Raw genomic sequence first — 12,057 nt, 5'->3', positions numbered from 1 at the left:
TGGAACCATGACGGATGCGTTCGTGTCTCATTGGCAGTGACAGATTGGCGGACTGACTGACAAAAGGGGTGTCACGTGGGGCGATGGGATTACGGCCAGGAGACGCTGGTCACCCTGGCCAGGAACACCAGTGGCTCCACCCAGGAGCTGGCGACGCTGGTCAAGCAGCTGATCGCCGCGGCCGAGCCGCTCGTCGGACGGTTCGACGGCGCGGGCAAGGCCGCGTTCGACTCGTTCAAGGCCCGGTCCGACCAGATCATCGCCGACCTCACCGCGGGGCTGGGCTCGGTCAACCAGGGACAGATCGGCATGGAGAAGGCCTTCGTCACCGGTGACGAGACGATGGCCGCCGAGGCGCAGCGGAACATGGCCGCGGCCAATTTCGACGCCGCCAAGTTCCGGACCGGATCCTGACGGAGGGGGGGCAGCACGACATGGCTGGACGCCGAGCGTACGACACCGCCGCCTCGCAGGAGGCGCAGGCCAACATCCACGCGGTCATCGCCCGGCTGGAGGCGCTGATCGGCCAGCACGAGGGGGACGTCAAGACCGCGCTGTCGGACTTCGAGGCGACCGGAGTGTCGGCCGAGTACGCCGCCAAGGAGGCCCGGTGGCAGCAGGCGGCCAACGAGACGCGCGAGATCATCCGCCTGGTGAAGGAGACCCTGGCCGCCAACGACCAGACCGCCCAGACCGCGCTCAACAAGGCCAGCGCGGCCGTGGCCGCCATCTGACCCTGGCGGCGCCGCCGTCCTGACCTGCGACCGGCGGTCAGCCGACCGGGCGCGGCCGTCGCCCGCGCCCGACCGCCGGCGACCCTGGCCGCAGCCCGCGCGGACCGCCGCCGAACGCGGTACGGCCAGGTAGAAGCGCCTTCGGCCCGGCGGGAACGCCGCCGACCGACACGGCGACCGTCCGAGCGATCGTAAAGTGCGCAAAGGACGGTCTGACGCCAAGGCTGCGGCGCGTCGCGTCGGGCCGTCCGGGTGACGAACGACTGCGCGGGAGCGGATGCGGCGACCGTGCGGGACGGTCGTTGGTGACGGAACGTCGGCGAACACGACAATGCGGGTGCCCGCAGCCGACGGCGCGGGGCGGAGGAAGGCAGGGAGGTGCCGGTGGCTCGCGACTACGACACCCAGTTGCTGGAGTCGGTCGCGGTGCGCCGTCGGCGCCTGCGCGACGCGGTGCTGTTCGGGCCGCAACGGGCGCGCCGCACGTTCGACGAGAGCCTGATGAAGGTCGTCGCCGGGCTGTGCGTCGCCGCCGTCGTGTGCGCCGGGATGGTCGGGTGGTCGTTCCTGCAGTCGAAACTCGCCACCCAGAAGAAGCAGGAGGAGCAGGCCCAACAGGCGCAGGCTCCTCCGCCGGACGGCGGGGTGGCGCCGGTGCCCGCCGACTGGGTGGGGGCGAAGGTGACGTTCCCCATGCTGCGGCGGGCGCTGACGCAGGCGAAGGTGCCTCCGGACTTGTACGTGCTGCCCGGGCAGCCCAAGCCGGCGCCGTCGCGAACGTCCAGCTACTACGTGGTGGCGCCCAGCGCGAACGGCTTCTCCGGCGGCGTCGTCGAGTACGACCAGGGCCGGATAGGCGCGCAGTTCGCCACCGAGGACGAGGCGTGCCGGTGGCTCTACGGCGAACTCGTCCTGCGCGAGACGCCGCCGCGGACGCTGACGCCCGCGCAGGAGGCCCAGGCGGCTCAGCAGGCGGCGAAGCTCGCCGCGGACGCCCAGGCCAAGATCGCCGCTGCGGGCGGCGCCTCGGCCGCCTACCTGCTGACGCAGGGGCAGCTCGTCGACGCGTTCGGGCAGGAGAGCGGATCGGTGCTGTTCCCGTACGGCACGCCGTTCGCGCAGCGCGGCCTGCCGCCGTCCGCCCGGGCCACGGTGGACCCGCGCACGCCCGCGAGCTACCACCGGTACCGCGTGGTCAAGCCGTTCCAGGTCACCGCGTCCATCTCGGGGCCGACCGCGACCAGCCAGGGCGGTGCCGTCAGGTTCACCCTGAACCCGGGGCTGTTCCCGCGTCCGCCCGCGCTGCCCACCGTCCGCTGGCTGCTGCGCAACGGCTACGTTGAACGCGTCGCCACATCGCAGATTCCGAAGTGACCGCGCCGGACCGGAACCGAACCGCCGAACCGGCAACCGACCGAGGAGAGGGCTGAACACCGTGTGGAGCCGGGTCACCCTGGTCGCCGAGCAACGCAGGGTCGATGCGGTCCTCCCAGCGACCGAGCCGATCGGGACGCTGATGCCGGAGGTGCTGCGGTTGCTCGACGACCCCGTCCGGCATCCCGCGCAACTGCGGCACCTGGTCACCTCCACCGGTGAGGTGCTCGACGGTCAGGCCACGCTCGCCGAACGCGGTGTTCTCGACGGCAGCGTGCTCCGGCTGGTGCGCGCCGACGAACCGCTGCCCGCGCCCGTGGTGCACGACGTGCCCGAGGCCGTGGACGACGCCGTCGCGGACCACCTGTGGCGGTGGAGCCCGCGCGCGGCCCAGTGGACCGCGACCGTCGCCACGGCGGTCCTCACCGCCGCCGGCGGCCTGGTCCTTCGGACCAACCCCGGCGGCGCGGCGGGTTTCGCGGCCGCCGCGACACTGGCCGTCCTGCTCACGGTCGCGGGCCTGGCGCTCAGCGCGCTGGGACGCACGCGGCTCGGGGCGGCGGTGACGCTCGGCGGCGGCGCACTGGCGGGCGTCGCGGTCTGGCACGGTGCCGACCTGTACGACTGGGAGCCCTGGATCCGTTGGGGTTCCCTGGGCGTGCTCGTCGGACTGCTGCTGGCCGCGCTCGGCGCCGCCACCCCGCTGGGACGCGGCGGCCTGGTCGGCGGCGGGCTGGTCGCGCTGCTCGCCGCCATGTGGGGCGCCTGCACCGGCCTCGGCCTGGACGCCGCCCGCACCGGCGCGGTCCTGGCGGTGGCCTGCGTGGTGCTGCTCAACGTCATGCTGCGGATCGCGCTGACCCTGTCCGGCCTGACCTCGCTGGACGACCGGCGCAGCGCGGGGTCGGCCGTGCCGCGCGGCGACGTGCTGACCGCCCTGGTGCACACGCACCGCAGCCTGGTCATCGCGACCATGGCCGTGGCGGTGGCCGCGGTGACGGCCGGGTGGGCGCCCGCGACGCGTCTCGACGGCTGGACGGCCGCCCTCGCCGTGCTGCTCGCCATCGTCGTCGCCAGCCGCGCCCGGATGTTCCCGCTGGTGCCGCAGAAGGCCGTGCTGCTGGCCGCCGCGCTGGCGATCTGGGTCAACCTGGCCTACCGGTGGGCGGATCGGACGCCGTGGGCGGCCGCGCCGGCGCTCGGCATGCTCGTCGCGGTGCTGGCGATCCCGCTCGCCGTGCTGACCGCCGAACAGCCCGAGCACGTCCGGGCCCGGCTCCGCCGGATCACCGGCCGCGCCGAGGCCGCCGCGGCCGTCGCCATCATTCCCGTGGCCCTCGGAGTGTTCGGCGTCTACCAGCGACTTCTCCACACCTTCTGACGAGGAGCAGGGTGCCTGACCGCGACCTGCCGCACGGCGACCCTCTGCTCCGCCGACTGGGACGCGAGGCCGTCCGGGTGTTCCGTCCCGCGGAGGACCTGGCGGGCCTCGCCGAAGACGCCGCGGACGTCCAACGACCGGTCACCACGGGACGCCGGATCGCCGTGGTCGGCATGCGCGGCGGTTCCGGCAAGAGCACTCTCGCCGCTTTGTTGGCCCTGGTGTTCGCCCACCACCGCCGCGATCGCGTGCTCGCCGTCGACGTCGACCCGGACTTGGGCTCGCTTCCGTTGCGTCTGGGCGTCCGCCACCGGCACGCCCTCGCCGACGTGCAGGAAGCCCTGGCGGGCGCCAGATCGTTCGAAGACATCGAGCCGTACCTCACACCGGCGTCGGAACGGCTCTGGGTGCTCCCCGCCAACCGCGGGCGCCTGGGGGACAGCCCGCTGACCCCGCAGATCTACGAGCACAACGCCGTCCCCCTCTCCCGCTTCTTCGGCGTGACGATCATCGACTGCGGCTCGGGGATGCGCGGCGCGCTGCAGCGGACGGTGCTGGCCGGTGCGCACGCCGTCGTGTTGGCGACGCCGGCGACCCCGGACGGGGCCCGCAGCGCGGGACGCGCCCTCGATCTCGTCGCCGGGTCCGGCCTCGGCCACCTGATCGCCCGATCGGTCGTCGTCTTCACCGTGAAGAGTCCGCACACACGCAAGACCCTCGATTTCAGCGGGGCGGCCGCCATTCTCGCGGACGTGGGGGCGGGGGCCGTCCGGCTTCACTACGACCGTCACCTTGCGAGCACTTCGACGCTCGACCCCGGACGTCTTGCTCACGGCACCCGAACGACCGCCGTGCGTATAGCCGCGGAGGCGCTGCGCCGCGCCGTCCAGTCCTGATCCGCCCACGCCTTCATCGCGTCTTGGTCGGTGCGGTGTTCGCTTAGGGGCGGCGCGCACAGGGGCTCATCGAAGGAGCAGTTGCCTGGAGTCACTGGCGTTGAGCCGGGCCTTTCCTTGCACGACGGTGCTGATGACCGCTCCGACCGCGGCTGTCCGGCCCTTCTGCCATGTGCCGGTGAACGTCCCTGTGGGCCGGACCGGTACATCGAGCGTGTAGGTCCTTCCGTCGCACTTCGCCGTGGTCAGCCCTGCGCCCACCCGCAGCGGACGCTGCCCCGACTTCACGGGCGGTTGCGCGACGGCGACGCTGAGGGTGTTGCCGGTCGTGCAGGTGTAGGTCACCTTCACGAAGAGGTTCCGTCCGTCGCCGAGCACTGTGGCCGACTCCGCCCGGACGGTGTCGCGCACGACGGTGCCGGCGGCCCCCGTGGGCGCGACGACCAGCAGCGCCGCCGCGGTGGCACCGAGCACGGAAATTCGTTGCCTCGTCGCCATGGTGACCTTCCGTCCTGCAAGCGTGGATGCCCCTCGTTCCACGTTTACGGAAGCGTCCCGCCACGGAAACCAAGGCCGCGCAATATTTCGGATGTGCGGTGCGCCGTGGTGCACGGCGTGGTATTTCGGGGCCGAGTCGGGTCGTGACGATTCCAGTCGGTGCGCGCATCTATCTCCGCGGATGCCTGCGGTCTCGTCCCGCACCTTGATGGAGCACGTTGCGCTTAACGGAACCCCAATCCGCATGAGGTCGGCCGCGGCGCTCGCCTCGGCCGCTGCCTGCCCGTAGGCGCGAAGCGGGACAGTCACTCTGCCCCTCCTTGCCGGCGAATTGACCGGCGCGTGCGGTTGTTGGCCAGATCTGCCGCAGGAACGCGGTGAAGGCAGTCGTCACCGGGGGCGTCGAAGTGCTCGGCGTCCTGGGGGGCTTGGCCTCCAGCGAGGCGACGACCCGCGCGTGCTGGGCGTGCACCTCCTCGGCGGCGGGCTGGTCGAAGATCGTGCGCACCAGCGTCGCGCCCGTCCACCGCGCACCGCATCCCGGCCCGCCACGACGTGGCGCTCGGCAACTGCTGTCGTAGGCGCACACCAGCTCGCCGCCCACTTCCGGCTTTAGCCCGCCGAAATGCCTGGGCACTGCGATGGGTTTCCACGCCCTCCACGGTGACGCTCCAGCCCCTCTCCACGATGCGGTGGGCGCAACCTTGTGGTCGAACGCTCCGCACGGGTGTGCCACCGCCTCCGTACAGGCACTGGACGACGGACAAGCGTCCCGCCCCAGCTGGGTCGGGCATCACCGCCGAACACGGACCACTGAGCGTCGGCGGCCGACACCAGCAGCTCGGGGTCGCGCGGCCGGTAGTCGACCCCGATCGCGCGGGCCAGTTCCAAGACGTGCAGGGGCCACTCCGCGCACGCCGCCGCCCGGCGCGCCAGGACCGCGACGAACGCAGCGGTGTCGCTGAGCTTGGGCGACACCGGAGTGTTCTGGCTCGGTGCCGACTGCGGCAGCCCCTGGCTGGAGCTGCCGTTGGCATCCGGTGACCTGCTGTCGGCGGCGTGCGAGATGCGGCACGCGTCCTGCCCGGATGACGTCCCGTGTGCGCGTACTGGCCGTCGCGTCTGGGTGGGTTCCAGCCCCGGATCGTGAGGAGATCGGCTGCCTTCAGGGCGGAGGCCCTGTAAGGGAGCGCAGGAGTTATCAGCCGTCTGGCCGTCGCTTCTCTCCGGTGTCGTCGCCCGGCGTTCCTCGCAGAGCCAGAAGCGACTTTGCTGCACTGACTCCCATATTTGAGACATCTTGGCGCGGCGTTCCTGGCTGTTGCGGCCGTATCGGCGAGGTTGTCCAGCAGATAACGGATGTCCGAAACAGGGGCGGACGATCGAAACGCCACAAGTTGTGATTTTCCTAACAACATCACGGAATAGGCGATCGGCACGTTTTGTGTCACCTTGATCACAGCTGGGCGGCCGGAGTCGACCGTGAGGAGCACCGATGACGTGGCGCCGGCGAGCGCTGTCGTTCGTCTCGACGTCCGCGCTGGGAGTGACCGCGCTGGTGGGGCTGCACACCCCGGCGGCGTCAGCGGCCCCGCTGGATCTGTCCAACTTCCGGCTCGAGGTCGCGTCGAACGCCGCGTACCTCAAGTCCAACGTGGCCCGGCTCGACGCCGAGCTGCCCAACGTCGGCGTGGGCGCCATCATGGCGGAGGCCAACCGCACGGGAACCGTGCGGAACGGGGCGGCGTGCAACCCGGCCGCTGTCACCGACCCCGATAGCAGCAAGTCGGTCCCGGTGACCAAGAGCCTGTGCTTCGAGGACGGCGACAACGGCACCGCCGACTGGTTCCCCCAGGGCGTGACGACGGTGGCCGACGCGCAAGCGGACCAGCTGTGGGGCGAGTCCAATCAGCCGGTGCTGGTCAGCTGGTACTTCGCGGGCGACGCCCCTAAGGGCAACTCCCAGAAGGGCGTGCGCGTCACGTTCATGGACCCGAAGACCGGGCGGTACCGGCACGTGCTGCTGGTGCACCCGTATGAGAACTCCTACGGCAACGCCAGCTACACCAGCGTCCGCACCGACCAGACCGCGGGCGAGGGGACCTCTCTGCACGCGGGCGGCATCGTCTGGTACGGCAACTTCCTCTATGTGGCGGACACCGGACGCGGCTTCCGCGTCTTCGACATGCGCCACATCTACGACCTGAAGGCCGCGGGCTCCAAGGGCAACGTGACCGACAAGTCCAAGGTCGGCCGCATCAACGGGGTGTTCTACGGCTACGGGTACCGCTATGTCATGCCGGAGGTGACGGTGTGGCGGCACTCCGTGCCCGACAGCGGGACGCCCTGCACCTCGAGCGCCGTCGCGCCGAAGTTCTCGTTCGCCGGTCTCGACCGCAGCGGCATCGACCACCTGGTCGCGGGCGAGTACTGCAACGGCGCCATCGGACGCGTCTTCACCTGGAAGATCGCCGACGCCGTGGTCGACGGGGAGCAGCGCACCAGCGGGTACTGGAACGCCGACAGCGCCTACAACCTGCCGACCACCAACGTGCAGGGCGCCACGCGGTTCGAGGGACGCTGGTACGTCAGCCAGAGCCACGGGCAGCCCGTGTCCGGGCAGGACGACCTGGGCGAGCTCCACACCACGGCCCCGGTGACGTCCACGACGGGCACGTTGCGCGTGGAGAAGACGCAGCCCGCCGCCATCGGCGTCGAGGACCTGTCCCACTGGCCGGGAGGCGCGCCGGACGCCCCGACCCTGGGCACCATCTGGTCGGTCTCCGAACACCGCAACGCCCGCATGGTGTACGCGACCACTCCCCGCTGACCCGCACCGGCCCGCACACCGGCCCCGGGTCACAGGTCGTTGCCGGCGTAGGACAGGTTGAAGCTCTTGTTGACCAGCGGGAAGTCGGGGACGATCGCGCCGTTGAGCGCGACGGGCAGGGCGGGCCAGTTGAAGAACGACGGGTCGACGATCTTGACGCGGGCGAGGGTGCCGTCGGCGGCCAGCTCCACCCGGTGGGTGATGGTGCCGCGCCAGCCCTCGACGATGCCGACGCCGGAGGCGAGGCCGTCGCGCGCCTTGGACGGCGCCCATGAGCCGATCCGTCCGGGCGCCATGCCGTCGGCCAGTTCGCCGATCAGCGCGATGGAGACGGCGATCTCCTCGGCCCGGATGCGGAAGCGGGCCAGGACGTCGCCGGTGTCGCAGGTGGGCACGGTCAGCGTCGGCCCCAGGTCGGTGAAGGGGTGGTCGCGCCGGGCGTCGACGTCGACGCCGCTGGCGCGCGCGACGTAGCCGAGGGTCCCCAGGTCGCGCGCCGCGGCGGTGGACAGCGGCGCGGTGCCGGTGAACCGGTCGGCGACGACGGTGTGCCCGAGCGCCAGGTCGACGATCTCGGCGACGTCCTCGCCGAGGGCCTTGAGCCGGTACGCGTCGGGGACCGTCCGCAGGACGGCGCCGCCGAGCACGACCCCGCCGCGCAGCAGCCGGTGCCCGGTGACCTCGGCGTTCAGCCGCAGGAGCTGCTCGCGGACGCGGCCGAACTGGGCGTTCAGGACGGAATGGGCGACGTCGTTGCACAGCGCGCCCAGGTCGGTGACGTGGTTGTAGAGGCGCTCCAGCTCCAGCAGGACGGCGCGCATGCGCTGCGCCTCGGGCGGGACCCGCATGCCGGTGGCCTCCTCCACCGCCAGGCAGAAGGCCAGGGCGTGGCCGACGGACGTGTCGCCGCTGACGCGTTCGGCGAGCTCCAGCGCGTCCGCCGGGACGCGGCCCTGGAACAGTTTCTCCACGCCCTTGTGCACGAACCACAGGCGGGCCTTGAGCTTGAGGATGCTCTCGCCGACGACGGAGAACCGGAAGTGCCCGGGTTCGATGAGCCCGGCGTGCACGGGGCCGACGGGGATCTCGTACACGCCGCGCCCTTCCACGCTGACGAACGGGTAGGGGCCTTCCGGGTCGCCGAAGGCGGGCGGCGGACCGGCGTCGGCCCGCATCGGGTACCAGCCGCGCGGCCAGTGGTGGTGGCGGACCAGGCGGCGCGGCAGCGGATGGTCCTTCGGGACGATCCCGTACAGGTCGTGCATCTCGCGTTCGAACCGGCCGACGGGGAAGCTGAGGGCGGCCAGGCTCGGCAGCACCGGGTCGTCCGGGTCCAGCCGCACGTGCAGCTCGGTGCGGCGGTCCGGGGACGCCGCGGTGAACAGGTACACCACGCGCAGCGCGTCGGGATCCTGGTGGGCCGCGACCAGCGCGGGCCGGTGGTGCTCGGCGAGCAGCGCGGCGACGCGGTCCGGCAGCTCCGCGGGCGCGACGTCGGCGACGGTGCGCGCGGCCGGGTCCTGGTGCGTGGGCTCGGTGGTCACGGCTGTGCTCCGATGACGGCTGCGGCGGTGTCGAGCAGGGTGTGCAGCGGCCAGGCGGTCGCGCCGAGGGCCGCGCAGGCCGCCGGCGCCGCGACGAGCGCGAGCGCGGCGGAGCGGGGGAGCCGGGCGCCGTCGACGAGCGCGGCGGCGCCGGGCCCGGGCCGGGGCGCGCCGAGCAGCATCCGGCCGGCGCGGGCGGCGACGGCGGCCACGATCACCAGCATGAGGAGCAGCGCGGCGGTCACCGCCCATCCCATCCCGGCGGCGAAGCCCGCCCGGAACACGCCCAGTTCGCTGGCGAACAGGCTGAACGGCGGGAAGCCCAGCAGCGCCGCCAGGGCCGCGCCGAAGACCCCCGCCGTCAGCGGGACGCGGGCGAGCAGGCCGCGCACCGCGTCGACGCGGGTCGAGCCGGTCGCCTGCTGGATGTGGCCGGACGCCAGGAAGGCGGCCGACTTGGCCAGCCCGTGGCCGAGGATGTGCAGCAGGACGGCCGTCACCGCCAGCGAGGTGCCGATAGCGGCGCCGAGGGCGATCAGCCCCATGTGCTCGATGCTGGAGTAGGCGAGCATCCGCTTGTAGTCGCGCTGCCGCAGCAGCAGCGCCGCCGCCACGGCCAGCGAGGCCAGCGCGACGGCCGTGAGCAGCGTGCGGGTGAAGCCGGCGCCCAGCGCCGCGTCGGCGATGGCCTTGACCCGCAGGACGGCGTAGAACGCGACCGACAGCAGCACCCCGGACATCAGCGCCGACACCGGCGCCGGGGCCTGGCTGTGCGCGTCGGGGAGCCAGGCGTGCAGCGGGGCGAGGCCCGCCTTGGTGCCGAACCCGAGGACCAGCAGGGCGACGGCGACGCGGGTCACGTCGACGTCGAGGGCGGCGGCGTCCTGGGCGAGCACGGCCCAGTCCAGGGCGTCCGAGGACGGCACGTGCGCGTGGCGGGCGGCGAAGTTCAGCAGCACGATGCCGAGGAACGCCAGCGCGATGCCCGCCGAGCAGATCACCACGTACTTCCACGCCGCCTCGGTGGCGTGGCGCGTCCGGCGGTGCCCGACCAGGAACGCCGTGCAGATCGTGGTGGCCTCGACCGCCACCCACAGCACGCCCAGGCTGGCGGCCAGCACCGCCAGCGCCATCGCGGCCACGAACGCCTGGGTGAGGACGCCGTAGCGGCGCAGGTCCGCCGGGCCGGCGTGCCCCGCGGCCTGCTCGGCGGCGAGGTAGGCGGGGCTCGCCAGCATCGCGGGCAGCGCCACCGCCCCGACCACGATCAGCATGTACGCGCTGAGCGCGTCCGCCCGCAGCAGCCCGCCCAGGCCGGTGCGCGGCCCGTCCACCGCCGCCGCGGCCAGGGCGACGCCGCACGCCAGCAGCCCGGCCGCCGCGGCCGCGCCGGACCACGCGGTGCTGCGGGGCCGCCACCCGTACACGGCGTGGGACGCGGCGGCCAGCAGCGGCAGCCCCACCGGGGCGATCAGCAGTGCCGTCGTGGTCATCAGTCCCGCAGCTCCCGAAGGTCGTCCAGGTCGGTGCCGCCGAACGCGGCCCGCATGCGCGCGGTCAGCACCTGCAGCACCAGCACGGCCAGCAGCACGTCCAGCGAGACGCCCAGCTCCACGATGAGCGGCACGCCGGACGTGGTGAGGAACGCCACCGCCGTGATGCCGTTGTCCACCAGCAGGAACCCGACCACCTGCGACAGGGCGCGGCGGCGGGAGACCAGCACGAAGAAGCCGATGAGCACCACGGTGAGCGCCACCGGCACGGCGTGCACGGCGGGCGAGGGCTCCAGCGCCACCACCGGACGCGTCACCGCGTAGCTCAGCAGCGCCAGCCCGGCCGCGACCACCAGGGACGCCGCCACGTTGACCAGCGGCTCGGTCTCCCTGGCCTCGCCGCCGTCGGCGACGGCGCGGCGCAGCAGCCGGGGCAGCACCACGGCGCGCAGCACCGCGATGCCGACGGCCAGCGCGACCAGTTCGGCGCCGTCCCCGTCCAGGCCCTCGTGCACGCCGAGCACGGTGACCAGCGCGGCGAGCGCGGCGCCCTGCAGCGCGAACAGCCGCACGATCGCCGCCAGGTCGCGCCGCCACAGCACCAGCACCGCGGCGAGCAGGAACACGCCGCAGGCCAGGTCGAGCAGCCGCACGTAGGTGACGTCACTCATGATCCAGCTCGCCTTCACGCCAGGAAGAAGGACGCGGCGACGGCCAGCAGCGCCAGGACGAACGACCCGGCCAGCAGCTCGGGCACGCGGAACATGCGCAGCTTGGCCATGAACACCTCGCCGGCCGCGAGCGCGCCGCCGAGCAGGGTGACCTTGGCGGCGAACGCCGCCAGCGCGAGCGGCAGCGCCGCCAGCGCCACCCACCCCGAGTCCGCCCCGGCGATGCCCCACGGCGCGAACAGGTTGGCGACCAGGCCGAGCAGAACGGTCAGCCGCATGGCCGACGCCCACTCCACAAGCGCCAGGTCCGGCCCCGCGTACTCCAGCACCATCGCCTCGTGGATCATCGTCAGCTCCAGGTGCGTCGCGGGGTTGTCCACCGGGATCCGCCCGGTCTCGGCGATCACCACGACGGCCAGCGCCACCGCCGCCAGCAGGCTCACCGGCGAGACCACCCGCTGCGGCTCGTGCAGCGTCGAGTTCACGATCGCGCCGAGGTTGGTCGAGCCGACCGGCACCGACAGCGCGAACACCGACATGAGGATGGTGGGCTCGACCAGCGCCAGCACGGTCATCTCGCGGCTGGCGCCCATGCCGCCGAACGCGGTGGCGGTGTCCAGCGCGGCCAGCGCGAGC

11 protein-coding genes are annotated in these 12,057 nt (G+C 72.8%); 6 read left to right on the top strand and 5 right to left on the bottom strand.

The window, feature by feature from the left end:
• Positions 1 to 75: 75 nt before the first annotated feature.
• From AR3_RS01450 to AR3_RS01430, 5 genes are all read left to right on the top strand, one after another.
• The gene (locus AR3_RS01450) at positions 76 to 414 is read left to right on the top strand and encodes a DUF6507 family protein (RefSeq protein WP_067907151.1); all 339 of its coding nucleotides are present in this window, start codon (positions 76 to 78) and stop codon (positions 412 to 414) included.
• A gap of 20 nt (positions 415 to 434) precedes the next feature.
• Entirely contained in the window at positions 435 to 734 is a 300-nt protein-coding gene (locus AR3_RS01445) for a pore-forming ESAT-6 family protein (RefSeq protein ID WP_067907149.1), read from the top strand.
• A gap of 384 nt (positions 735 to 1,118) precedes the next feature.
• Positions 1,119 to 2,108, top strand: a complete 990-nt coding sequence (locus AR3_RS01440; RefSeq protein WP_067907307.1) for a TNT domain-containing protein — start codon at positions 1,119 to 1,121, stop codon at positions 2,106 to 2,108.
• A gap of 61 nt (positions 2,109 to 2,169) precedes the next feature.
• Positions 2,170 to 3,489, top strand: a complete 1,320-nt coding sequence (gene eccD / locus AR3_RS01435) for a type VII secretion integral membrane protein EccD (protein ID WP_227023295.1) — start codon at positions 2,170 to 2,172, stop codon at positions 3,487 to 3,489.
• Positions 3,490 to 3,500: 11 nt separating this feature from the next.
• Positions 3,501 to 4,385, top strand: a complete 885-nt coding sequence (locus AR3_RS01430; protein WP_067907147.1) for a MinD/ParA family ATP-binding protein — start codon at positions 3,501 to 3,503, stop codon at positions 4,383 to 4,385.
• A gap of 66 nt (positions 4,386 to 4,451) precedes the next feature.
• On the opposite strand, the gene AR3_RS30965 is transcribed toward AR3_RS01430, so the two are convergent.
• On the bottom strand, positions 4,452 to 4,883 hold the full coding sequence (locus tag AR3_RS30965; protein WP_169803769.1) for a hypothetical protein: 432 nt from the start codon (positions 4,881 to 4,883) through the stop codon (positions 4,452 to 4,454).
• 1,495 nt (positions 4,884 to 6,378) lie between these two features.
• Between AR3_RS30965 and AR3_RS01420 the strand changes: the two genes are divergently transcribed.
• Positions 6,379 to 7,713 carry a hypothetical protein gene (locus AR3_RS01420; RefSeq protein WP_083950827.1) on the top strand — a complete coding sequence of 445 codons (1,335 nt, stop codon included), beginning with the start codon at positions 6,379 to 6,381 and terminating at the stop codon, positions 7,711 to 7,713.
• Between the two features lie 29 nt (positions 7,714 to 7,742).
• Here the strand turns inward: AR3_RS01420 and AR3_RS01415 are convergent, their stop codons facing one another.
• The 4 genes from AR3_RS01415 to AR3_RS01400 all read right to left on the bottom strand — a co-directional run.
• Complete coding sequence (locus tag AR3_RS01415) at positions 7,743 to 9,257, bottom strand: hydrogenase large subunit (RefSeq protein WP_067907143.1); 1,515 nt, start codon at positions 9,255 to 9,257, stop codon at positions 7,743 to 7,745.
• Entirely contained in the window at positions 9,254 to 10,750 is a 1,497-nt protein-coding gene (locus tag AR3_RS01410; RefSeq protein WP_067907141.1) for a proton-conducting transporter transmembrane domain-containing protein, read from the bottom strand. Before AR3_RS01410 ends, AR3_RS01415 begins: the two co-directional genes overlap by 4 nt.
• Positions 10,750 to 11,421: a hypothetical protein gene (locus AR3_RS01405; RefSeq protein ID WP_067907139.1), complete on the bottom strand. Its 672-nt coding sequence runs from the start codon at positions 11,419 to 11,421 to the stop codon at positions 10,750 to 10,752. The genes AR3_RS01410 and AR3_RS01405 overlap by 1 nt, the downstream gene beginning before the upstream one ends.
• A gap of 14 nt (positions 11,422 to 11,435) precedes the next feature.
• The coding region (locus AR3_RS01400) for a respiratory chain complex I subunit 1 family protein (protein ID WP_174545408.1) at positions 11,436 to 12,057 on the bottom strand (622 nt) is incomplete at its 5' end.

Origin of the sequence: Actinomadura rubrobrunea NBRC 15275 (assembly GCF_001552235.1) — a bacterium.
Lineage (GTDB): Bacteria > Actinomycetota > Actinomycetes > Streptosporangiales > Streptosporangiaceae > Spirillospora > Spirillospora viridilutea.
Note: the sequence above shows the minus strand (reverse complement) of the source record. Positions and strands in the feature narration are given on the sequence as shown.